The sequence below is a fragment of the Sphingobacterium lactis genome (assembly GCF_011046555.1).
GTDB lineage: Bacteria > Bacteroidota > Bacteroidia > Sphingobacteriales > Sphingobacteriaceae > Sphingobacterium > Sphingobacterium lactis.
Genome location: NZ_CP049246.1, coordinates 1865543 through 1890796, shown reverse-complemented (window position 1 = coordinate 1890796; position 25254 = coordinate 1865543). Strand labels below are relative to the sequence as shown.

Sequence of the window (25254 nt, the reverse complement as noted above, 5' to 3'; positions counted from 1 at the left end):
GATTATTCTGATTTTCCATGTTCTTATTTCTTAGCTTTTTCGGGTGGAGTAAGGACTTTATCAAGTTCATGGACAACGCCGTCCAAACACTCTATATTTAAATGCTCAGGATTAGTAGCAAAAACAACCCCTTCACTGGCGACTGGAGATGGCCTCTGCGTTTTATAGGAAAGAAGGCCAATGCTGGACGGACTGGTCATCACTGCATTTTGATAGGCTGGATCACCGCTATCAAACAACGCGACCTGATTCCGTTCAAAGTAGACGCTATCTGCACCCATAAAGATATAAACCGGCATTAATAGCACCGTAGCATCCTGGGTCAGAAAATGATTGGGAATAACATATCCCGAAAATAAATGCGGATAATAATCTTTGGCATCCATTTCATCCAAAAAGGTTTTGTTCATGCCTGCAGCTTCCATTTGGGCATTGGTGAGTGCAAAGACGGTATAAGGAATTTCGCCGTTCAGCTTTTCCCATAAACCGAATTTCTTCAATCCTGCAGTAAAAAGGCTATACTTTGTCTGTTGGGATAAATATTCTTTTAAGGTTAACGATGTAAAATTTAATTTTCCCTCCAACACATGTAATATTCCATTGGTCAGGGTAATATCTTTCCCATTTTTATCCATCAATACTCCATTGACATAGTATTTACCTTCCGTACTGGCAAAATACAGCTGTTCATCATTCAGATTTTTAAATTTATTATCAATGGTATTATTAGGGACAGCTTTTGTGGGAATGAGTCCTTCAGCAAGATATTCTTTAACCATCTTTATAGCTTGCTCCTGGCTCATTTCCTGCGCCTCGTTTATGGTAAACCCTTGGCTTATTAACGCCCTATCAGTGGGAATAAGGTAAGTCAGATTATTGTGAGTTGCCAATTCTTCATACATACCGGATTTTTTGATCAATTCCGAGAAAATACGCAAGGCATAATTGTTTTCAATGTAATCGACGGAAGATCGAAACTGCTCACTTTCGATGGTCAACGAAACCTCATCATGTCGACAAGCCGCGAGGGTAAAGAATAAACACAGGAGGCATGATATTTTATAAAAGTTGTAAATTTTCATTTTTCAATCTTTAAATTTTAAAATTCAGGTTCGGGAAAAACCCTTTGTACCGAAGTCAGGTACACCGAACCATTTACAAATTCAATTGAACTTATCGTCGAAAACACCTGTTCTTTATTTTTTCCAGCGTGTGTTCTGATGGTCAAGAAATTGATGTACTTAGAAGCTCGGTAATAAGGATCGGTATTCGTGTTGGCCAAGACATTAGTTGGCACATTACAGGTGAGCCGTATAAACTCTGCATTAGGTGCGCTATCGCTCAGTAACTGGGGAGACATATAGGGAACCAAGACGGTTACCTCTGCCTCTTGACGATTAGTGATCCGTTCGGCATTCGGCTTGGCAAATAATGGAAAACTAAAATAGGGAGTGACCGTATTGCTGCTTGTATTCCTGTACATCTTTCCTAAATACCGATTGGTATAACCAGGTATTTCCATAATATCAAAAGCCCCAGGAGCATATTCGCCCAAATCTCTAAGGGTTACATATACAGACATTTCATCTTGGACACCTGCCGACATTGGTTTGATATCATTTGGCAATTTCCAATAGCCTTCATTACTTAGATTATAAAAGTTTACATATACTTTTTGATCATCAAAAGCCTGTTTGTGAAAGCTTTCTTTACGCAGGTAGGCAAAATTTTCCTTTGCGGACAAATCTTTTTGGAGGACATTCAGGGTATATACTTCTTTTGCATCCAGAGTCAACACTGTATCCAAAGAAACCTGTTTTCTGAATCGTTCCTCCAATTGAGCAAATGGAACATCAGTTTTTGGTCTGTTAACGAAAATTATTCGGTGTTCGCCCGAGGGAATCTGAGCCCAGGAGGCCATATTAATGCCATTCATTATCGGACCAACCAACACATCTTCATTGCCAGGATACTCATAATTTACTTTCTCTTTATTTCCTGTATAGAATGGGAAAGGTGGTGCATAAGGTCTCCTGGTGTCAAGGAAATCACCTACAATGGCCGCTCCAATGGGTATACCATTTTCATCGAATTCCGGATCGATCAACATGGTCAAAAAGGGAACGGGAAGATCTTTGTTTTCCATTTTCACTTCATAACTCAAACAGTTGAAGACGCGCAGATATGCAGGTTCTTCTACAGTCCTGTAATCGTATTTGCTGCATCCTTGTAACATCAGGATTCCTATGACCAGTGAAACTAAGTATACGTAGTTGTTTATCAGTTTTGTTTTCATTTTTTCCTATTATGTTTGGTTATTGATGATGTTTAAGCACAAAGAATCGAGGTTTTTTGGCGTCGGTGGCAGCTTTTGAATTTCCGATAATGGCAATAGAATAGATTCCAGCTTCGTAACTCGGCAATTTGCCACGGACATCATACAGTGCTTTATTGGTGATTAAATCTTCCGTATTCAATTTCTGAATAGTTAATAATCGATCTCCTGGTACAACCTCGGGAGTCGATTGGTAACAATAGATATTGAACCCCATATTATTATACATGACGGGATAAGTCATTGGATTCATATTGACCACCTGACCAGGTTGGAGATTTTGAAAAGCTCGTACATTGGCCTCTAAATTGCCAGCCAAATTCTGTCCCTCATCCCTTGTAAACGTGAGGTAGTTATATTCAGGCGCAAAATTGAAAAAGCGCAATTCAAAGGGAAAAGAAAATTTAAAGCGGCTGTAATCTGCATTATCATCTGCATTACCCAAATGCCGTACCCCCGTAAGATTATTATACGCAACTGACGCAATGATTTTACCAGTTCGGTCCTGATTTACCCAAATGGTCACATTATCGTTTCCAATCAGTTTAATTTCTTGACTCGTTAACAAGGTGTTCTTCGTATCAAAAATTTCAACCTTGTGTACACCTACTTTACTGATTCGCTGATCAGAAGCTTGTGCATAGCCTACCTCGGCAAAAACTTTATCATTAACCCTTACAGATATATTATCATAATTGACGAGGGTATTGACAACCTGCATTTTAGCAAGAGCTCGATTAACAGCAGGTTCATTATCGCGAATTATCTGATAGGCGTTCTGGTAATAGCCGACCGTTCCTCCACTTCCATGGTATTCCAATAACATTGGCGCTACGACAATGGTGTATACCCCCCCGGGGTTAAAACTTTGAATCGGGTTAAAGGTCTGACCTGAGCCGACTCCTTCACTTTGACCTATGGTAGAAGTTGCTGGATCTGTTGCAATGATAGATTCGTCTTTCGAGTAATTACCATAGGCAAGTTGCCTTTTATCCTGCGCCAGCATGCGAAATTGATAATATCCATAAGGCAACTCGACATATTCCGAAACCTCGCCCTGCGCCACATTGCTCAATTTCGGATGCACAGCCGAGCCATCAACATAACTCAAAGTATAACTATCGAGGATATCCTCTGCATTTGTTGCAATTCCTGCCCCAGAGGATATAATTTTCGCTGCCAAATTGATGACACGGATCTTGATATAACCTTCACGGGTCGGACCGTTCTCATCGCGTTTAACCTCCAGTACTTTTGGTTGCGGAGCGACATTTTCTTCGACGTAGCGATGTGAGGTCCAGACATAATAATCTTTCGCTTGTTGACCTTGCTCTTTCACGTCCACCTCCAATTGTCCACCCATTTCATAACTTCCTATCCCTGTCTCTGTCCAATCACGAAGGATAATTTTCGTACTAGCACTTGCATTCAGGAAGATTTGAGGAATATTCCAAGTCGTGCCAAGCACCCCATTTTCTGGAAAATATGTTGTTGGTGGATAGGCAACCGCCCCTTCTACTCCAGGACCAACTATAGATGGTAAACCGAGATTTGTTAAGGTATCCTTTCCAACGACTACATGCTTATATTGTGTCAGATTGATCAACCGAAGATGTGAAGGACTAAGGAGTTCCTGCTTGACGCGATGATCGACAATGGATTCCAGCTTATCCTTTTTGCATCCAACCATTATTGTTATCAACAACAGGAAGAGCAAATTGGCAAATAGTTTCAATTTTATGTTCTTATTCTGTATCGTTTTCATTTTATAATAAGTTATAACTGAATCCAACCATGATCTCCACTCCTTTTTTGTAACTGCGATTGATATATTCTTTTCCATACCATTTACCACCGGTTTGTGCATTGGTATAGTTGAGTTTATTGTCAGGATTCAGGATATTCTTAGCATAGCCTTTGAACTGCAATCGCTTATTGAGCATTTGGCTGAATACTAGGTCTAAGGTTGGCGCAGGGCGAGAATAGAGGTCCGGTTCCCCAGTTAGGTTAATTTGGACCAGTCGTTCGCCCACCATGTTGAAAGTTGCTGTCAGGTTTGTACCCCAACCTGGTCGTTCGTAATTTATCCAGGTGTTGATCGAATAGGGTGCTTGCTCAAAGATGGGGCTCTTTTCAGCAGCATATCGGTCAATAATCCGATTGGCAAGCAGTCGCTCTTCAGTTTTCTTCACCTCCGATTGGGCCATCAGGACATTTGCACCGATATTGAAATGTTGGATTGCCTCATGAAATTTCCCTAAATTCTGTACAGCCTCGAGTTCCAAACCCCATACATACCCGGTGTTGGGGTCATTTTGAAACTGTATCGTCGGAAATTCCTGAAACTTAGCGTCTACACCTTCAGTCCTCAAACTGTAAACTTTAACCAATTGATTATTCAGACGTTTTCCAAATGCGGAGATGGCCAATACTTCACCTGGGTTGGTGAACCACTCCCAGCGAAAATCAATATTTTCAGTTTTCTGATTCACTAAATTTCTGTTTCCGACCACCAAACCCATCTGATAGACATCAAACTCGAATACATTTGTCAATTCCCGTAATTCTGGTCTGGCTAATGCTGTATTGAAAGCCAAACGGAAATTCATATTTTCCTTGAAAACATAGGTTGCATTCACCGAATAGTAAGGCATATAGTTGGTTTTGTACTTCGAATTCGGATTGATCAGGGTAATGCCAGTAGATTCTGACAGGGCAGGATCAACATATACATTCACGGTATCTACGGTGGATTGAATATCGGTCTGCTCAAAACGAACACCCCCTGTCAATCGCAAATCTTCCCGCAGGTTCAAATCCACCATACCATAAAATGCACGAGTTTCATAATAGCCTTTATAATTGTTGGGTGATTTTCGGGTATTATATAGAAATCCACTTTGCGGCAAATCACCCTCACCATTGGAGTTTTCAATATTCTTTATCCCGACAATTTCCGAGCTGACCAAGCGGTCCAGCTGCCCCTCAACTTGATACAATGGATATTCACCACCCGTGGTAAAGTTCGACCCTGGCAGGAACATCACATTCTCATCAAAACTTCGATCTCTGTTCAGATAATTCCCTCCAATTTTGAAGATCTGTTTTTGCTGTAAAAAGGGAAATGGAATTTCTAAATCTGCTTTGTAATTGTAATTGGTTTCTTCCATGGTCCGCCAGCGGCGTCCATTGGGTTCTGCTTGTAATAGCCCATACGGACCAAATCCATTTACATAACCGGAAGGTAAAGCATATAAGGTTTTTGAATAATGGTAATCTATCGTACCTGGCTTCATGTACCACCCACCATCGGGAGTTGTATAACTCACAAGTTGCACAAAACGTGAATCCGGATTGTTGTGGAATGATTCGGAGGTCGCTAAATTATAGCTTAATCGAGGTGAATAAGTCCCTTGAAAAAACTTATGTTCCCCCTGCAGGTTAAATGTTTGTAAGTTACGCTCAGTCTGTTTTAGGGAATAGGCTGTATGCGCAACTTCACCAAATAACCCTGAATAATTATACTGTCCATTTAAGTGTGTACCTTCATTTTCGGCGCCCCAACTGCCTAAATATTGGAAGCTAATTTCATGTCTAGGATTAAAACGATAGGTTAAACCAGCTAATACGCCATAATTTAATGTTTCTATTCCCGTATTTTCCCGCAAGGTCATAGCTTGCCCCATCTTCAATGTATTCGGAGTAGTAAAATTTGGAATACCGCGCGGTGAGGATATGGATGGGTTTCCCGTCAAAATTCCCTGAAAAATAGAATATTGATTTAACTCACCATTTGCGATATCTTGAATACGTTTGTAATAATTTCCACCAAGGATGACCCCTAGTTTATGTTTTTTAAAGACGGAATAGGAATTTCCGAAACTTAGCGAATACAATTGATTGATGGGAGCTCGCTTGCGTTCCGTTGTTAGCACGGGGTCGAAAGATTGCATAATACTATTTATGCGCTGCACTTCCTCCCTATCTGCAACATTATATCCAGAGTTGATGATCAAGTTCTGGATATCTTTTAATCCTCCAGCATATTGGAGGGATAAATCCTTGAAATCCTGCCGTAGATTCTTATCCTTAATTCCGGTGCCAAATGCGCCATATTCGCTATTCCAGAAGCTGTTGTAGGTTCCACCGATTCCGATTTCAGAATTTGTTCCGGTCTGCGCAACAAATTCCAACACCTGTTTATCCGGAACAGATTTGGTTTTGAGTTCCACGATCCCTGCAGCGGCATCGGCAGGTTTGTCGGGCGTAACCGTTTTATACACGGTGATATTGTCCAAAAGTGTTGCGGGCACAAGGTCCAGCGGAAGGGTACTTCGGTCAGGGTTGGAAGATGCGAGTCGAACACCATTCAATTGGCCAATGACAGAGCGATCCCCCAGCCCTCGGATGGCGACATATTTATCATCGGTTACCGTGACCCCAGACACACGCTGCAAAGCTTGTGTGGTGGTAATGGATGCTGTCCGTTCGATTTGCTGCGCTGAAATGGCGTCCTGGATGATGGATGATTTCTTTCGTTCATCCAGCACCGCTACTTCAGTATTTAGTTTCTTCCTGGCTTGCACAACCACTTCCACCTCTTCAATTTTCGCAGTCGCCTGGCTTAAAGGCACGGAGATCGTCGTCTGGGAAGAATATACTGGAACTTCTTTAGTCTCCAAGCCAAGAAATGTGAAAACTAAAACATCCCCATTCTTGCTCACTTTAATGGTGAAATTTCCACTGTTATCTGTTCTAGACGCCGTAGTAGTCCCTTTAAGCCTTACGGATACACCAGGAATTGGTGAACCATTCGAGGCATACACTACTTGACCAGAAATGGTGAAACCTTCCTGCAATCGATCAATTGGTGGGGGCTGTGTCCGACGCTTAATCGTTACAATACGATCAGCTATGGAAAACTCAAACAAGTCCTTGGGCAAATAGTCCGCCAATACGTCCTCTACGCGCGCATTTTCTACATGAATATCAATTTTTGAAATTGGATAAAACAGGCCAGAATCAAAAAGAAAATCATAGTCAGCCTGCTTTCTGATTTCCAAGAGAAGTTCAGGAATACTGCTATCCTTTTTATTAATGTTAATAAGCTGGCCATACGTTGTAGCACTTACCTGCATAAAAAAACAGGTTAATAAGACCATGGTGAGTTTCATAACACGCATGATTTGATAAAAATCCATACTTTTGTTCTGTAGTTATTGTTGATTTGAAATTTGTTGCCACATATTTTGATAATACTTAACTATTGGCGGCAGGTGTTGGTAGCACCTCCGCTTCTTTTTTATGACTAGTCTTGTAACTATTCTTTCACTATAATCCTCCTTCCTTTTAGCTCCAAGTGGGCTTTCCCCAATGAGGAAAGTCGTTTTAAAATGGAGTCCAGTGATTTCTCCCGAGAGACAATTCCCGAAATTTTTATTTTTTTCAATCGTTCAGGGCATTCGAAGTCAACATCATACCAGCGTGAGATGTCTGTCAGAACCTGTTGGAGTTCATCATCCTGAAAGAAAAAATCCCCATTTTTCCATGCAAGGACTTCTTCATTGATTACTTCTTTCACTTGAATGTTTTGTCCGACTTTAGCCTGTTGACCAGGTATAAGGATGACCGATTTACCGGATGTTTTGGAAAGCACCTGTACTCGACCTTCGATCAACGTTGTTTCTATTTCCTGATTCTCTGGGTATGCTTGAACATTGAAGTGTGTACCAAGGACGCGGATTTCCTGTCGACCACTTTCCACAACAAAAGGGATAGCTTCCTGATTTTCATTTTTGACCTTAGCGATTTCAAAATAAATCTCTCCTGAAACATTTACTCTACGTTGATTAGCCATAAAATTTTCTGGGAATCGAATAGCTGACTCTGCATTCAGCCATGCAAGGCTACCATCTGGCAGAACAACTTTAAACCGTCCGCCGCGAGGAGTACTGATCCTATGGAAGGCATTCTGGGATGTCTGCTTTCCTTCAGCAATTTTTATCTCCATTTCACCTGAGGCATTCTTTAGAACCCGAATTCCAGAGTGTTCGATCATATTACCCGCTGAAGCATCGGATAACGAAATTGCTCTGCCATCTGCCAATTTCAAATTAGCTTTATTCCCTGCAGGCGCACCAACAATGGTTTTTAAATCTGCTTCAACTGCATCTCTCGATTGCATGCGCGTGTAACAGATAATCGAGAATGCAACAAGTATTACAGCTGCTGCGACGCCCGTTAGAACTCTAAACCAGGATTGTCTCAACTTCCTTTTCGGTAATTCATGAGATTCCATTTTTTGCAATAACATGTTCCATACACGTTCCTTTTGAAAAGCATTTGGAAAAGTTGTTATTTCCATTTTATCCATAGCCTCAACTAAGCAGGAATCCACATACTCCAGCTCGATGTGTAAGGCCAAAAAAGCATCGATTACCTCCTCTTCTTCTTTACCAAGTGTTCCTAAAAAATAGTTGACTAACATGTCACGATTAGGAATAGCTATTTGCATCTTCTTTCTATCTAGTTAAAACTTAAAAGCTCCCAAATAGGGCATTTACCTATATAGACGTGGATTGTTGTTGACTATAACTAGGTCATTCAGGCAAAAAATGCAAACTTAATAATGAGGTATTTCTTAGATAACAAATGCTTAACATGCTAGAGAATTTAGCTATTAAGATTCATAAAAAATTAACACGGTAATCCTGGTTTCCAAATGTGGTTAAAGCGATTTATTTAAGGTAAGGAAGGAAAATGCAAAGTATGGAAAGAGCTTTATAATATTCTCCCATTTCATTTTTGAGGATTTTGGAAGAGGTGCTGATGTGATTATTGACCGTATGTTGGGAGATGGACAATGACGCTGCAATTTGTTTTTGTGACATACCCAGTTCGCGGCTCATCAGATAAATTTCTTTCTGTTTTCCCGTCAATTTGGAAAGGGCTTGTTCATAGATCTCCAATAATTCTTTAAATTCTCCTTCTGTTTGTTCAGTAGAACCTAATGTTTCCAAAGGTATTGCTTCCAATTCTTGCATCAACAATACCTTCTTTCTTTTTCGATCAATTATGTGATTTCGAAGCGATTGAATAAGGTATGTCTCAAAATTTTCCACATGTTCCAGGGCGTATCTTTTTTTCCAGACTTTATAGAACACATCCATGACCATCTCCTCTCCATCCTCTTTATTCTTTAATAGATTCAGGGCAACTAGCGAAAGCTTTGGGTAATATGCATCAAAAATATGTCGAAATCCCGCATCATCACCATGCAACCATTTCTGAATTTCTGTTTGATTTATACCTTTCAGCATCTCGATTTGGGAAACTATTGTCTAACAAAGGTAAGACTGACGTGTTAACTCTATATTAAATTAATCATTCACCCTGTCCCTCTCTTTTTATTCGCTCATTCTTCCTTAAATTTAAATAAAGGACAAATAACCAGTGAACATGCTTCTGAACTACCTGCGACGCCGATACGCAGGGAAAAGGGATACAAGAACTCAAGACACAGACTGCAAGGGATTGGCAGATAAATGGACCCTATTATTACAGATTGATAGCAACGAAGAAAATGAAATGATGTGGGCAGATTGCGGCCGTTATATTTCTGGATTCAAAAAGAGGATTTACGGCACAGAAAATTCGAAAACGCTCGGCTGATCTTACAGAGCAGCTAATGCTGGCATTAGCAACAACCTAAACCTGGACAATAGGACCCATTCCAAAATATTTTATATCACGAACATAACTATTTGCTGTACTATCCACTGTAAATCATGGCAAAGGGTATCAAAAGGGTATATTCAGATGTTAAAAATTTGGGATTCCATTCCGCTCTTTTTCCTTTTCATGCCTAAAAATTAAAATGAAAAATTTATCTTGTACGCTTTATTGGATGAAAACCAATTATAGTAAAAGATTAGCATTTCAGATTAACCTTATTCATTGTGCAAGATAAAAACGAGAAAGAACTTAAACGGGGATTAAGCAATAGGCATATCCAATTGATCGCCTTGGGTGGCGCCATTGGTACGGGTCTGTTCCTGGGGGTCGGCAAAGCGGCCATCCTTGCAGGTCCGTCCGTGATATTGGGCTACGCGATTGCAGGGCTTGTCGCCTTCTTCATTATGCGCCAATTGGGCGAGATGGTTGTTGAAGAACCTATTTCAGGAAGCTTCAGCTCGTTTGCCAATAAATACTGGGGACCATTTGCCGGTTTTGCATCGGGTTGGAATTACTGGTTGCTCTACATCTTGGTCAGTATGGCCGAACTGACAGCCATTGGTAAATATGTGCAGTTCTGGTGGCCGGAGATACCGCTATGGGTATCAACCTTGTTCTTCTTCGTGGTCATCAATGCCATCAACCTCGCTTCGGTCAAGGTCTATGGGGAAACGGAGTTCTGGTTCTCCATTATCAAGGTCGTCGCCATTATTGCGATGATCCTATTCGGAACCTATCTATTGATTTCGGGAAATGGAGGTGAGCGAGCAACCGTCGAAAACCTCTATAACGATGGCGGGTTCTTTCCGCATGGCTGGTTCAGTGGCGATGCAGAAACAGGCTATTCCGGTTTGCTCGCCGCCTTGGTCATTATCATGTTCTCGTTCGGCGGCCTGGAGCTAGTCGGCATCACGGCAGCAGAAGCAGAAAACCCAGAGAAAAACATCCCCAAAGCGACAAATCAGGTCTTGTGGCGTATCCTGGTCTTCTACGTTGGAGCCTTATTCATCCTATTCTCGTTGATGCCTTGGCGTTCCATTACTGCCGATACCAGTCCCTTTGTGGAGGTATTTGCGACACTCAAGGGATTCCAATTTGACCTATTCGGGAAGACCTTCTATTTCACAACCATCATTGCCAATGCCTTAAACGTCATTGTCCTTACTGCGGCATTATCCGTATACAATTCCTGTGTATACTCCAATTCAAGAATGCTATATGGCCTCTCCGAACAGGGAAATGCACCAGCATTCCTCAAGAAATTGAACAAGAACCACTCCCCTGTCAATGCCATTCTGGTTTCCGCGGGAATTGTGGCCGTAACTGTTTTGATCAACAAAGTTATACCTGAGGAAGCTTTAAATATCCTGATGTCCCTTGTGGTTTCCGCATTGATCATCAATTGGATCATGATTTCCCTAACGCATATTTTCTTCAGAAATCAAAAGAACAAACAGGGAATCAAAACCAAATTCCCTACCCTATTCTATCCAATCAGTAACTACTTCAGCCTGCTATTCCTTTTGGGTGTCTTGGCCATGATGTGGTATACGGACCTTAAGATCTCCGTGGAATTGATACCGGTTTGGCTGTTGCTGTTATGGCTGAGCTATGTGCTGATCAAAAGGAATAGAGCGCGGAAACAAAATGCGGCATAATGAAAAAGCAGGTCATTGCAGATATTGTCTTTTGGCTGATCGCTGCGCTGCATTTGTATAGCATCTATGCCCATAAAATAGATCTGCAGACCTGGACAAAACCGTTGATCTGTCCATCACTCTTATTGTTGCTCTTTTTTGAGACCGGCCTTAAGGGGAAATTCAATAAACTCATTGGGTTGGGATTGGTTTTCGGGTGGATGGGCGATGTGTTCCTGATGTTACAGGATGCTTTTGTTTTGGGCCTAGCGGCTTTCCTTATCGGTCACGTGCTGTACATTTACGCATTCCTCCTGCAGACAAAACCGCAGAATCTAACCAGGCATAAAGGCTATCTGCTACCAACGGGCTTGTTGGCAACCTACGGTTTCTATTTCTTTGGGGTACTCAAACCCAGTTTAGGGATATTGGAAATTCCCGTCATCCTGTATATTGTTGCCATTTCGGCTATGGTCATTTTTGCATTCACCCGAAGGACACAGACCAACCTAGCAAGCTTTCTGGCCACTTTCTTGGGAGCAATTTTATTTGTCGTGTCGGACTCATTTTTAGCCATCAATAAATTTGTTGCCTATATGCCCAATGCATCCCTATTGATCATGAGCACGTATATCTTGGCGCAATACGGGATTACCCTGGGTGCAATTCTGCATGCAAAGAGAAAAAACAAACAGCTGCCTGCTCATTAAAAAAATCCTAATCAAAAAAAGGGCTGACCACGTATGGCCAACCCTCAATTCTATCCTTGATTATGGTATTGCTGATTGATTAAACGACCGGTGTTTTCTTTTCATAGCTTTCGTTATGCACGTGGGCAACCGCTCTTCCCGATGGATCGTTCAGGTTCTGGAATGAGACATCCCAAGCGAGTGCTTCCGGAGTGCTGCAGGCAACGGACTTTACAGATGGTACGGTCAGTGCTGCGGCATCGCTAGGGAAATGCTCTTCAAAAATACTGCGGTACAGGTATTCTTCTTTATTCTTTGGTGTATTGATCGGAAACCGTGAGGCAGCCGTTTCAAATTCCGTATCCGTTACTTTCGTCTCGGCCTGTTCTTTTAGGGTGTCGATCCAAGAATAGCCCACACCATCGGAAAATTGCTCCTTCTGTCTCCAAGCAATGGATTCTGGCAGGTAATCTTCAAAAGCCTTTCTTACCACCCATTTTTCCATCCGTCCATCGCGGATCATTTTCTCCTTGGGGTTAATCCGCATGGCCACATCCATAAATTCCTTATCCAAGAAAGGCACACGCCCTTCAACACCCCAAGCCGCAAGCGACTTGTTCGCACGAAGACAATCATACAGGTAGAGTTTCTTTAATTTACGTACCGTTTCTTCATGGAACTCCTGTGCATTTGGTGCTTTATGGAAATACAGGTATCCGCCGAACAGTTCATCCGAGCCTTCCCCGGAAAGGACCATCTTAATCCCCATGGACTTGATGACTCTTGCCAAAAGGTACATCGGAGTAGAAGCGCGAACTGTGGTGACATCATAGGTCTCCAAGTGATAGATTACATCCCGGATCGCATCCAATCCCTCTTGAATGGTGAAGTTCACTTCGTGATGAATGGTTCCGATGTGATCCGCTGCTTTTTTCGCAGCGATCAAGTCCGGTGATCCTTCCAATCCAACTGCGAAGGAGTGCAATTGTGGATACCATGCCTCTTCCTGATCATTGGATTCAACGCGTCTTGCAGCAAATTTCTTCGTAATCGCAGCGATAACCGATGAGTCCAACCCTCCAGAAAGCAAAACACCGTAAGGGACATCCGACATTAATTGTCGTTTAACCGCATCTTCCAAGCCCTGACGCAGGTCCTCAATACTGGTTTCGTTACTCGATACCGTTTCATACTGTTCCCAATCTCGAGTGTACCATCGCTGTGGCGTTAGGCCATTTTTACTATACAGGTAATGTCCGGGAGGAAATTGCGCAATCTCAGTACAGTATCCCTCGAGGGATTTCATTTCCGATGCAACAAACAACTGTCCCCATTCATCTTTTCCATAATACAAAGGGATAATGCCCATATGGTCTCGTGCGATCAGGAAAGTATCCTCGCGTGTATCATACAATGCAAAGCCGAAAATACCGTTGAGTTCTTCCACAAATGCAGGTCCCTTTTCCAAATATAGAGCAAGGACAACCTCTGAATCAGACTGTGTTGAAAATTGATAGTTTGGCAATGAATTTCGCAGTTCTTGATGGTTATAGATTTCACCATTTACAGCCAACACCACTTGCCCATCCGGACTATACAGGGGTTGGCTTCCAGATTTTGGGTCCACAATCGCCAGACGCTCATGGGCCAATACAGCTTTTTCCGAACTGTATATCCCCGACCAATCCGGTCCACGATGACGAATACGTTTCGACATTTCCAAAACCTGAGGTCGTATCTCCGAAAGAGACTGCTTAATTTCAAATGCTCCTACAATTCCGCACATATGATTATTATTTTATTAATGTTTTTACTCGTTTATTGAATGAATGAAACAAAGTAAAACAATTAAAAACAAATTTCATAATGTTTTTAATATTTTATTGAATATTTATCAATTATTGAACGTTATTATTGATTCATTAATACCAAAAGGGAATAATCGTTACAATAAATACATATTTAAGAAGTTTTTTTAGGGGTACTTCTTTCCATAAAAGTTTAGGCTGAATATCGAAGTTGGATAAATAAAATTTCACTTTGGAAGCAATCAATTGAAAAAGCCCTTTTATTTATGCATGTTAATTAAAATTACGCAATCGATTTAACTACCGTGTAAATGTAGAAAATGAATATTTCTTTCTCTCATCGGTTATTTTACCAAAACCTAATAAATCAAAATTAGTTTCTTTATATATAAACCTTAGATTATGAAAAAAAGAAACCTAGCATGGCTATGCTTAGCTGTATGTATGAGTATTCTCTCATGCCAAAAAGAAATTCTTCAATCCAACCATCCTGAGGAGGCAACGGAGAAACGTGCTGCCATCAATCCGAATCTAAAAACTAGCATTGGAAAGAATGTTCAGGAATTTACAGAACAGGTAGATCCCGCAAAGGAACGCGAACGTTTGGGATTTGAGCATTGGTTATGGGCAGATTTTGAACCGACAGGATTTTATGTACCTGCCAACACCAATTTCAGTTTAACAGTTGATCAATTACAAGGTTCACAATTGCCCTACCTGTTGATAGGTACCTATTACCTGAACGAGACTTATACATCTAAACCAACCATTGTGCAATTGAAAGCAGGTAATAATACCCTTAATTCAGGAGCTAAAGGAGGTATTCTCTGGATTCGATATGGCAATTTGAATCCAGCATCGAGCAAGGTTCGGATCACTTTCAACAGCGGTCATCAAAAAGTACCTACCTTTATTAAAGGAATAACTACGCAAACGGAATAGAGTGCGCAATTATCAAATTATCCGACACCTGATGTGCTTTTAGTAGGAGATCGAGTGATGCAAGTATATAGAAGATCATATGCACAAAGTATCGCCACTCAAGATAACAATTATGTGCTGCAACTTGCCGATCAGATATGGGATTGGCAGAACCAATTGATGGGACTCGACAACTCAGCTCCTCAGCATCGTGATCATGCTTACAATCGCGTATTAATGGTTCAAGATGCAGACAATACACCATACGGTGCTTATGCTTATTTTTATGGTACAGCCTTTGGCCCGTCAACATTAGCAGGGGCTTTTACGCCAGTTATGGCATCGGGCGGCTGGGGAATGTGGCACGAATTGGGTCATCTCCATCAACAATACATCTGGACATGGAGTACATTAGGCGAAGTAACGGTAAATATCTATGCCCTACATGTGGAACGGAAGTTGGGTATTACGCCTTCTAACCTAAAAGTGTACAACCGCTATGGACCGGCATTTGACTTCATCAATAACACCTCAGCCACAAAGGACTTTAATACCATGACCGGAACTTATGACGATCATTTTACCCGTTTGGTTTTATTCCAACAACTATACTTGGCATTTGGCGACCAATTCTTTATTGAGGTCAACAAACGTGGACGATTGGAACCGCGCAATACCGCCATGACGGATAAGGACAAAATGAGCTGGTTCATGAAAACCGCGAGCCAGGTAACGGGCAGAAACTTAACGACCTTCTTCCGTAAATGGGGCTTTCGGGTCGACGAATCCGTGTATGCCACCATTGCTGGCTATAACTATCCGAACCCTACCATTGAGCCAAGTACTTTAAGCGAAGACAATACGTCAGCAACTTTAGTGAACGGAGGAATTTACAAGATAACTTCATTGATCAACAACTCCAGTGTCATTGATGTAAACAGCAGCACCCCAAATAACGGTACTGCCGTTACCCTTTGGACATCCAATATCGGAAATAACCAAAAATGGTTGGCTAGGAAAAACTTGGATGGAACATTTGTCCTAAAATCGATGGCAGATACAACGAAGGTACTAGACGTACCTAACTCGGCAACATCATTGGGTACGGAGGTAAAAGTATGGTCGTATGGTGCAACGAACAATCAGAAATGGAAGGTCGAATCCAAAGGGAACAATGTATTCAGCCTAGCTCCAGCCCATGCACCATCTCTACGATTGGATGTAAACAATGGAGTCGCAACTAATGGTACTTCTTTGATAATCTGGAGCACTACAGGAAATAACAACCAGAATTTCAGGTTTGATAAACTGAATTAGTTTTTGAGAGGCGAGATACTAGATATGATTTGGAGATATGAGATATGCGATATTAAGTGTCTGCCCCTCATAAACAGTATTGAACATCCTTTAGAAGGAGGTCGGTTGTCATCACCTCAATCTCTAAAAAAATCATCAAATCAAACAAAATACGGGGCTTTTAGCCCCGTATTGTTTATCAAAAAGTTAATTGATGTTTTATAAATCTATGAGCCATATTTAGGCATCTTCACACCCACTGTCTCATATCTCATATCTCACGTCTAATATCTCCAAATCACATCTCCCATCTCACATCTCAAAAACTATATCACCCCATGCAGTGATCCGCCTTTGGCGCCGAGTTGGTCAACTCTTTTTTCCACCTCGGGATCTTTGATCAGATCAGGGGCATGGTGCGGCTTGCTCCGTGCATCGATGATGACTGGACCGTGGCAACCCCAATGTTTAAAGCTCGTGAAGCTCTCGATACCGTAGATATCATATGCGGGGTTGGATCTCGTAAAAGTCACCCACACAAAATTATTTTCATTCTCCGCTGCAAATCCAGCATCGTCCGCAAGGACAATACATTGGATTCCGGACCAGTTTACATCCTTAGCGGCAGTGGTCCATTCTGCCAAATATTTAGCTTCTTCTTCGTAGGTCGTGAATGGTTTTCCATCGATCACCACGATACCTGGCAGCGCTAATTTTGCATGCTGGAATGGCCGCGGAAGATCGAAATTGGCAGGGAGTTCACGCAGGAGTTCCCTTTTCTTATCACCTACAGCGGCAAAGGTTACCTTGGATCCTGCATTCAACCCGTCGCCGGTATAATCCAGAGTATCGATGGTCGTATTGGTCAGGAAGTGCAGGTCACGGCTTAGGTCGATCCGTTCAAAGATATGGGTAAAGAAATCTTTGATATTATGGATATCCAGTTTTGGATTGTCCTCGAAAGCAGAGATGAACAGGTATTTAGCCAGACTCAATTGGTTTGTCCCCAAGATTTGATTCGCAATGGTCAATAGCTCCTGTGGCCTTTCCACTTTTTGGTAAGGCGTATATCGCTCGCTACCTATGGCAAACAACAACGGGTGTACGCCTGCAGGATCCACGGCATGCACTGCGTGGAGGCCGCCGATCTGCTGCGGAATGGCATTGCCAGTAATTTCATGGATCAGGGCACCAAAGCTCGTATCTTCCTGTGGCGGTCTACCCACCACCGTAAACGACCAGATCGGGTCCTGCCGATGATAAACTTTATGCACCTTCATCAATGGGAAAGGATGGATCAAGGAGTAATAACCGATGTGGTCGCCAAATGGACCCTCAGGTTTATTTTCATTTGGATAAACGGTTCCCGTAATGACAAAATCGGCATCTGCGGAAATACAAAACCCTTCTTCATCGTAAAAGTAACGGAATCGACGGTTACCGAGGGCACCTGCAAAAATCATCTCGGAGAGTCCTTCTGGCAGGGGCATTACCGCCGATAGCGGATGTGATGGCGGGCCACCAACAAAAATACTCACCTTTAAAGGTTTGCCCAGTTCGTTCGCTTTGGTTTGGTGAATCCCTATACCACGATGCAATTGGTAATGAAGCCCGACTTCCTGGTCTTGAATATATTCATTTCCCGCCAATTGGATTCTGTACATGCCCAAGTTGGCCTGCATAATTCCTGGTTTGGTGATGTCTTCGGAATACACCTGTGGCATCGTCACAAATGGACCACCATCCATTGGCCAATTGACAATCTGGGGGAGTTCACTGATACGTGTCTGTCCGTAAAGAATGGGTGCTCCAGACTTCTTACGCCAGGGCAATGCGCCTAAAGCGACCATGGACGAACCGGCATACTGAAAGGGATTTTTGAGGGCGGCCATGGGATTCATCTTCACGTCCACCAATTTCTTGATATGAGCCAGACTGTCCCTGAACATGAATTTGGATCTTTCCAACGTTCCGAACAGATTCGACACAGCAGGAAACTTGGATCCCTTGATGTTCTCAAATAACAATGCTGGACCTTGCGCATCATAGACACGCATGTGGATTGCTGCCATTTCTAGATATGGATCCACTTCCTCTTTTACACGAACCAAATGACCATTTTGCTCCAGGTCAACGACGCATTCCCTTAAACTTTTGTATCCCATAGTACTTGCACAAATAGCTACAAATGTACATGAAACAAAGGAATTTAGGAAAATAAAAACCTACTGATCGACACGGATCACCTGTTCCAATGGGGTAAAGGAAAATAGCATAATGTTTTTCCAGGTAGTATTATCAATGGGATATTCCCGTTCAACTAGTCTCTTGAATTCAATCTCGTCTTCCTTTTGGATATGGTATAACTTATTGCGCAGCAACTTCATTGCAAATTGTGGCACTTTAAAACTTTTCACCAACGCCTCCGGATAGAGCGTTTTCTTATACAATCGATACATTTCCTGGATCGTCACGGTGAGTGGTCCGCCAATTTCAATGATCTGATTGAGGAAATTCTTCTGCCAGTCCATATTGTATATCCACCGCAGGAGATCCAATGCTGAAATCGGATTGAACTTCACATTGGCAAATTTGCGGTCATAAGCCAGGTATTTTCCGTTAATGAGTTGGTGCATATATTTATCCAACACAGAACCTTTACCAATTGCCAAGTTCTTCAGAACGATTGTATAAGTGATATTTGCGAGCTTCAATAAAGCTTCGATATCGCGTACAAATGGTTTATCCATCAATCGACAGATATAGACCACACGATTGCACCCATTAGCTCGCGCCAAATCAATAAAATTCCGTAATGTAACTAACTCCAAATTCAGGTTCACCATTTCACTCAGTGTAGGCACATGCGTAATATAAATGGCTAAACCAATGCCCCCTTCAACCCTAAACTCCTCAAATTCCTTTCCCTTCCGCAACAAATCTACTTTCTTTAAGGTTCCCGTTGGCTCTTCGATCATACGCGATTTGAACAAATCCAAATCACGAACGATTCCATGAACATTAAACTCCTCCCTACTCAGGTTACTGATGGCTCTCCTCCCTAAATAGGAATTAAGGCCTGAAAATAACACTTCCATCTCACCTCCAAAAATTATTTATTTTACACCTAACACCGAATGTCAGGTGAATGTTTCCTTTTTCTTATAATTTTACAAAACAAACAATTTTTTGCAAATAATATATTATTGTCTATCACATGTCAAATAATGCACCCCAATCGCCCCAGTCCCAACATTTAGGTTATATTTGTTAGACATCGCATACCCGGGATTTATAGCATGAGTAAAAAAGTAGTTCTTGTTTGGTTTAGAAATGATTTACGATTACATGATAATGAGGTATTGGCAGAGGCCATCCTAAAATCTGATTTAATCATCCCGGTATATTGTTTTGACACCCGCTATTTCCAAAAGAACAATTTCGACCATTACAATACAGGAACAAATCGCACGGAATTTCTCATCCAAAGTGTCACTGCACTGAAAAACGAGTTAAAAGCCATGGGCAGTGACCTGATGACCTTTATTGGTTATCCGGAAGAGATATTACCCAAGCTGTGTGCAAAATATGAGGTCGATGAAGTCTATCATCACCGCGAAGTGGCCTCCCGCGAGACGGATATTTCCGAAAAAGTGGAAGAAGCACTGTGGGAGAACAAGATAAACTTGCGTCACTTTATTGGCCACACCCTTTTTCACAAGGAGGACCTCCCCTTTCCGATTAAGGATATTCCGGATAAATTCAATATCTTCAGGAAAAAGGTAGAACGGGAGAGCCATGTACGCGCTGCTATTCCGGCACCTGCTAAAATCATCAGTCCGCAGCACTTGGAAGAAACAGCAGTACCAACCTTGGCAGAATTGGGCTTTTCTGCTGAAGAAGTGCAATCTACAAACCTCAACTTAAAAGGCGGTGAGGGCAATGCCATTGCTGCATTGGAGCGTTTGCTGGATCCAGAGTATCAGGGAATCCAAAATTTCACCTCCATCTCCCCATATATTGCTGTGGGAGCACTATCACCGATCTATGTTTACCAGCGTATGCAGGAATCCAATCTTATCCAGAATAAGAAAAGATATGAGCGGTTAATGAACATGCTGTTCTGGCGAGATTATTTTCGGTTTATGCTCAAGAAATATCCCAATATTTTTTTCAAGAAACAGGGAATTCAACAGGACATCAAAGGCACGGATTTCTCGCATCCAGAGCATCTGGAACGCTGGAAGAACGGCACGACCGGTGAAGATAGCGTTGATAAACTCATGAAGGCGCTTCGGGAGACCGGTAACTTGACCTATGCCGAGCGTCGACTGGTTTCCAAATACTTCACGGCTGAGGTTGACTCCAATTGGTTGATTGGCGCCAGCTATTTTGAGGAGCAACTCTTGGACTATGCTCCAGCTACAACGTATGGCTTTTGGGCGCATATTTCCGGCGTAGGCACTAGCCCCAAGGAAAACAGTACGCCATCATGGCAGGAATTCGCTAAGAAAATCCAGTTGCAGAAGCAATAAATGGTTCTTTAACACGTATAAATTCGTGATTATCACTCATGCGATAATGCATCGTTTATTAAAAATTGACTAATATTTATTTTCACGTTGAAATCGATTAGCAAAACAAGCTAAAACATTGTATTTAATATCGATAAAATGCGGGAAAGTAAGTTTATTATTTATAAATTTGGCAAAATTTTATCACCCCAATCCACATGGACAAATTGACATTTTTGAGTAATGCAGATTCGAGCTACATCGACGGATTATATCAAGCATACAAAGCTGATCCAAATTCAGTAGATTTTGGCTGGCAGAAGTTTTTTGAAGGATTTGATTTTGGTCAAGGTGCTGAAGCAAGTGCACCTAGTGGCGATGTCAATGTTTCGGATCATGCGCTAAAAGAAATCAACGTATTGAACATGATCCACGGCTATAGAGACCGTGGTCACCTTTTTACCCAAACCAACCCTGTTCGCGAGCGTCGCAAATACTACCCAGGTAAAGAATTGGAAACATTCGGCCTATCCGAAGCGGATATGGATACTGTATTCAATGCCGGTGTTGAAGTTGGTTTAGGACCCGCAAAATTAAGAGATATCCGTCAGCTCATCGAAGATACCTACTGTCGCTCGATCGGTGCTGAATTCAGATACATCCGTAACCCTGAGAAAATCAAATGGTTGCAAGACCACATGGAAGCGGACAGAAACCAACCAAAATATACGGTTGACCAAAAGAAACGTATTTTCAAAAAACTGAACCGTGCAGTTGTTTTTGAGAGCTTCTTGGGCACAAAATTCTTGGGACAGAAACGTTTCTCCCTAGAGGGTGCTGAAAGTTTAATTCCTGCGTTGGACTCCATCATTGAAAAAGGTGCTAGCTTGGGCATCCAGGAGTTTATGATCGGAATGGCGCACCGTGGCCGCTTAAATGTATTGGCGAACACCATGGGTAAACCTTACAAAACCATCTTCTCTGAATTTGAAGGAAAGATGTACGCAGAGGAAGATCCAGAATTACAATTTGGTGGTGACGTAAAATACCATTTAGGCTACTCATCAGACGTAACAACAGATGATGGCAAACAAATCCACTTATCGCTTGCGCCAAACCCGTCGCACCTGGAAACCGTTGACCCTATCGTTGAAGGTATCACCCGTTCCAAAATCGACATGAAATACAACGGCGACTCTTCCAAAATTGCACCGATCCTGATTCATGGTGATGCAGCAATTGCTGGACAAGGTGTGGTTTACGAAGTAACACAAATGTCCAAACTGGAAGGCTATCGTACAGGTGGTACCATTCATATTGTCATCAACAACCAAGTAGGTTTTACAACCAACTACAAGGACGCGCGTTCAGGTACATACTGTACTGATGTGGCTAAGATTTCTTCATCTCCGGTATTCCACGTGAATGGCGATGATGCTGAAGCCGTAGTATACGCAGTAAACCTTGCTGTTGAATACCGCCAGAAATATAAAACCGATGTGTACATCGATCTATTATGTTACCGTCGTTACGGTCATAACGAAGCTGATGAACCTAAATTCACGCAGCCATTGTTGTACAAATCCATCGAGAAACACCCGAATCCGAAAGATGTCTATGCGAAGAAATTAGTTGATGAGAAATCCATCGACCAAAGCTACGTGAAGGATGTTGAGAAGGAATTCAAAGATTACCTTCAAGAGCAATTAAACCTTGCGAAGCAGATCGAGAACCTTGAGGAGGAAATCCCGATGTTCCGTGGCGCTTGGAAAGGCCTACATGCAGCGAAGAAAGCTGACATCTTTGAAACGGTAGACACCAAAGTTCCTGCGAAGGAATTCTTAAAATTGGCTGGCGAGATCACGACCCTACCTAAGGACAAGAAATTCTTCCGCAAGATCTCGAAACTGTTCGAAGATCGTGCAGCTATGGTGAAGAACGACAGCTATGATTGGGCAATGGGTGAATTGATGGCCTATGCTACCCTATTGGATGAAGGCAAGCGTGTTCGTATTTCCGGTCAGGACGTACAACGCGGAACATTCTCCCACCGTCATGCCGTATTGACGTTGGAGGATTCAGAAGAGAAATATGTACCATTAGCCAACGTAAATGGTGGCGAACGCTTCAACATTTACAACTCCCTACTTTCGGAGTACGCGGTTCTTGGTTTTGAATATGGATATGCATTGGCAAATCCTCAGGCATTGACTATTTGGGAAGCACAGTTTGGTGACTTCTACAACGGTGCGCAGATCATCGTTGACCAATACCTTTCCAGTGCGGAAACGAAATGGAAGCGCTCCAATGGTTTAGTGATGATGTTGCCACACGGTATGGAAGGACAGGGTCCGGAGCACTCTTCAGGTCGCATCGAGCGTTTCTTGGAGTTATGTGCGAACGACAATATGATCTTAGCGAACTGTACAACTCCGGCCAACTATTTCCATTTGTTACGCCGTCAGCTGGTTCGCGAATTCCGTAAACCATTGGTTGTATTCACACCGAAAAGCTTATTGCGTCACCCGAAAGTGGTTTCCAAATTAACGGATTTCACTGAGGTTAATTTCCAAGAGGTAATCGATGATACGTACGCAAAACCAACAACGGTTAAGCGTGTGTTATTCTGTTCAGGGAAGATCTACTACGATCTACTGGAAAAACAACAGGCTGAGAAACGTACCGATATCGCTATTGTGCGCATCGAGCAGTTGTATCCAGCACCGGTTGATCAACTGAAAGCTATCCGCGCGCGCTACAAAAAAGCAACGGAATTTTTCTGGGTTCAGGAAGAGAACGAGAATATGGGCCCTTGGCCGTATTACTGCCGTGTCTTCCGCAACACGGATGTGGCTTTCACCGATGTAATCGCACGTGCACAGAGCGGAAGCCCTGCAACAGGTTACATGAAGAAACACATTGCACAACAAGAAGCAATAATTAATAAATCATTTGAATAAACAAATTGTTTAACCATCCGTTGTATATATAACGTATATTTCGAGAAGGATTAAAAGAAGTAAATATGAGCTTAGAAATCAAAGTCCCTTCGGTAGGTGAGTCGATTACCGAAGTAACCTTGGCCCAGTGGCTAAAACAAGATGGTGATTACGTCGAAATGGACGAGAACATCGCCGAATTGGAATCTGACAAAGCAACATTCGAGTTACCAGCTGAAAAAGCCGGTATCTTGAAAATTATCGTACAAGAAGGTGATACACTGGAAATTGGTGCGGTAGTATGTACGATCGAAGAAGGTGACGCCCCTGCTGGCGGTGCTGCTCCAGCGGAGAAATCCGAAGAAGCACCTGCTGCAAAAGCTGAAGCTCCTGCGGCGGCAAAAGAAGAAGATGAAAGTCCAGAAACATATGCTGCTGGTACTGCATCTCCTGCTGCGGCAAAAATCCTTAGAGAAAAAGGCATCGATCCTTCATCCGTAAAAGGAACAGGAAAAGATGGAAGAATCACGAAAGAAGATGCTGAAAAAGCACAGTCTGCACCTGCAAAAACAGAAGCGAAAGCTGCTGCTTCCCCTGCGGTAACTACTGCTGCTGCTCCTGCAGTTGCCGGTTCGCGCAACGAACGTCGTGAGAAAATGAGCTCATTACGTAAAACCATCGCAAAACGCTTAGTAGCGGTGAAAAATGAAACAGCGATGTTGACCACATTCAATGAGGTGAACATGCAGCCGATCATGGACTTACGTTCTAAATACAAAGATTCTTTCAAAGAAAAACACGGAATCGGTCTTGGTTTCATGTCCTTCTTCACAAAAGCGGTAACTACAGCATTGAAAGAATGGCCTGCAGTGAACGCTCGTATCGATGAGAATGAAATCGTTTATTCAGATTTCGCCGATGTATCAATTGCGGTATCCGCTCCGAAAGGACTTGTAGTACCGGTAATCAGAAATGCGGAATCCATGTCACTTCACCAAATTGAGAAAACAATTGCTGAATTGGCTGGTAAAGCTCGCGACAACAAATTGACGATCGAAGAAATGACTGGCGGTACATTTACCATTACCAATGGTGGTGTATTCGGTTCCATGATGTCCACGCCGATTATCAATGCGCCACAATCAGCTATCTTGGGTATGCACAACATCATCCAAAGACCAGTAGCTGAAAACGGTCAGGTAGTGATCCGCCCAATGATGTACATCGCTCTTTCTTATGACCACCGTATCATCGATGGCCGTGAGTCAGTAAGTTTCCTTGTCCGCGTTAAACAATTGTTGGAAGATCCAGCAAGATTATTATTAGAAGTATAATTACCAACAATGATATGAAAAAAGGTCGCCTTAAATGGGCGACCTTT

Annotated in this window: 17 protein-coding genes and 1 pseudogene; 9 read left to right on the top strand and 9 right to left on the bottom strand. The window is 42.3% G+C overall.

Features of this window, described 5'->3' with window-relative positions:
• Window positions 1-23: 23 nt before the first annotated feature.
• The 6 genes from G6N79_RS08130 to G6N79_RS08105 form a co-directional block, all read right to left on the bottom strand.
• A complete protein-coding gene (locus tag G6N79_RS08130; protein WP_103907443.1) occupies window positions 24-1082 on the bottom strand; it encodes a fasciclin domain-containing protein in 1059 nt (352 codons plus the stop codon).
• A 17-nt stretch (window positions 1083-1099) separates the two neighbouring features.
• Entirely contained in the window at window positions 1100-2296 is a 1197-nt protein-coding gene (locus G6N79_RS08125; RefSeq protein ID WP_146060660.1) for a hypothetical protein, read from the bottom strand.
• Window positions 2297-2315: 19 nt separating this feature from the next.
• Entirely contained in the window at window positions 2316-4100 is a 1785-nt protein-coding gene (locus G6N79_RS08120) for a hypothetical protein (protein ID WP_103907441.1), read from the bottom strand.
• A gap of 1 nt (window position 4101) precedes the next feature.
• Window positions 4102-7509, bottom strand: coding sequence for a TonB-dependent receptor (locus G6N79_RS08115; RefSeq protein WP_103907523.1), 3408 nt, complete (start codon window positions 7507-7509; stop codon window positions 4102-4104).
• 146 nt (window positions 7510-7655) lie between these two features.
• Window positions 7656-8849 carry a FecR family protein gene (locus G6N79_RS08110; protein ID WP_103907440.1) on the bottom strand — a complete coding sequence of 398 codons (1194 nt, stop codon included), beginning with the start codon at window positions 8847-8849 and terminating at the stop codon, window positions 7656-7658.
• 223 nt (window positions 8850-9072) lie between these two features.
• On the bottom strand, window positions 9073-9615 hold the full coding sequence (locus G6N79_RS08105; RefSeq protein WP_164527205.1) for a sigma-70 family RNA polymerase sigma factor: 543 nt from the start codon (window positions 9613-9615) through the stop codon (window positions 9073-9075).
• Window positions 9616-9793: 178 nt separating this feature from the next.
• Here G6N79_RS08105 and G6N79_RS17740 point away from each other — a divergent pair, with 178 nt between their 5' ends.
• From G6N79_RS17740 to G6N79_RS08090, 3 genes are all read left to right on the top strand, one after another.
• Window positions 9794-10006, top strand: coding sequence for a DUF1963 domain-containing protein (locus tag G6N79_RS17740; protein ID WP_103907438.1), 213 nt, complete (start codon window positions 9794-9796; stop codon window positions 10004-10006).
• Window positions 10007-10293: 287 nt separating this feature from the next.
• The gene (locus tag G6N79_RS08095; protein ID WP_103907437.1) at window positions 10294-11727 is read left to right on the top strand and encodes an amino acid permease; all 1434 of its coding nucleotides are present in this window, start codon (window positions 10294-10296) and stop codon (window positions 11725-11727) included.
• Window positions 11727-12416, top strand: a complete 690-nt coding sequence (locus G6N79_RS08090) for a lysoplasmalogenase (protein WP_103907436.1) — start codon at window positions 11727-11729, stop codon at window positions 12414-12416. The genes G6N79_RS08095 and G6N79_RS08090 overlap by 1 nt, the downstream gene beginning before the upstream one ends.
• Before the next feature lie 79 nt (window positions 12417-12495).
• Here the strand turns inward: G6N79_RS08090 and asnB are convergent, their stop codons facing one another.
• Window positions 12496-14181: an asparagine synthase B gene (gene asnB / locus G6N79_RS08085; protein WP_103907435.1), complete on the bottom strand. Its 1686-nt coding sequence runs from the start codon at window positions 14179-14181 to the stop codon at window positions 12496-12498.
• 424 nt (window positions 14182-14605) lie between these two features.
• On the opposite strand from asnB, the gene G6N79_RS08080 reads away from it, so the two are divergent.
• The 3 genes and pseudogenes from G6N79_RS08080 to G6N79_RS17685 all read left to right on the top strand — a co-directional run bounded on the left by G6N79_RS08080 (window position 14606) and on the right by G6N79_RS17685 (window position 16441).
• Window positions 14606-15145: a hypothetical protein gene (locus G6N79_RS08080; protein WP_103907434.1), complete on the top strand. Its 540-nt coding sequence runs from the start codon at window positions 14606-14608 to the stop codon at window positions 15143-15145.
• 15 nt (window positions 15146-15160) lie between these two features.
• A pseudogene (locus G6N79_RS17690) lies at window positions 15161-15883 on the top strand (M60 family metallopeptidase); the annotation flags it as partial.
• A gap of 30 nt (window positions 15884-15913) precedes the next feature.
• Window positions 15914-16441 carry an RICIN domain-containing protein gene (locus G6N79_RS17685; protein WP_262508104.1) on the top strand — a complete coding sequence of 176 codons (528 nt, stop codon included), beginning with the start codon at window positions 15914-15916 and terminating at the stop codon, window positions 16439-16441.
• A 305-nt stretch (window positions 16442-16746) separates the two neighbouring features.
• On the opposite strand, the gene G6N79_RS08070 is transcribed toward G6N79_RS17685, so the two are convergent.
• Together G6N79_RS08070 and G6N79_RS08065 are read right to left on the bottom strand one after the other, a co-directional pair.
• Complete coding sequence (locus G6N79_RS08070; RefSeq protein ID WP_103907432.1) at window positions 16747-18585, bottom strand: UbiD family decarboxylase; 1839 nt, start codon at window positions 18583-18585, stop codon at window positions 16747-16749.
• 60 nt (window positions 18586-18645) lie between these two features.
• Window positions 18646-19518, bottom strand: coding sequence for an SDR family oxidoreductase (locus G6N79_RS08065; RefSeq protein ID WP_103907431.1), 873 nt, complete (start codon window positions 19516-19518; stop codon window positions 18646-18648).
• A gap of 201 nt (window positions 19519-19719) precedes the next feature.
• Between G6N79_RS08065 and G6N79_RS08060 the strand changes: the two genes are divergently transcribed.
• From G6N79_RS08060 to odhB, 3 genes are all read left to right on the top strand, one after another.
• Window positions 19720-20955, top strand: coding sequence for a deoxyribodipyrimidine photo-lyase (locus tag G6N79_RS08060; protein WP_103907430.1), 1236 nt, complete (start codon window positions 19720-19722; stop codon window positions 20953-20955).
• 197 nt (window positions 20956-21152) lie between these two features.
• A complete protein-coding gene (locus G6N79_RS08055) occupies window positions 21153-23894 on the top strand; it encodes a 2-oxoglutarate dehydrogenase E1 component (protein ID WP_103907429.1) in 2742 nt (913 codons plus the stop codon).
• A 65-nt stretch (window positions 23895-23959) separates the two neighbouring features.
• Window positions 23960-25207 carry a 2-oxoglutarate dehydrogenase complex dihydrolipoyllysine-residue succinyltransferase gene (odhB, locus tag G6N79_RS08050; protein WP_103907428.1) on the top strand — a complete coding sequence of 416 codons (1248 nt, stop codon included), beginning with the start codon at window positions 23960-23962 and terminating at the stop codon, window positions 25205-25207.
• Window positions 25208-25254 lie beyond the last annotated feature (47 nt).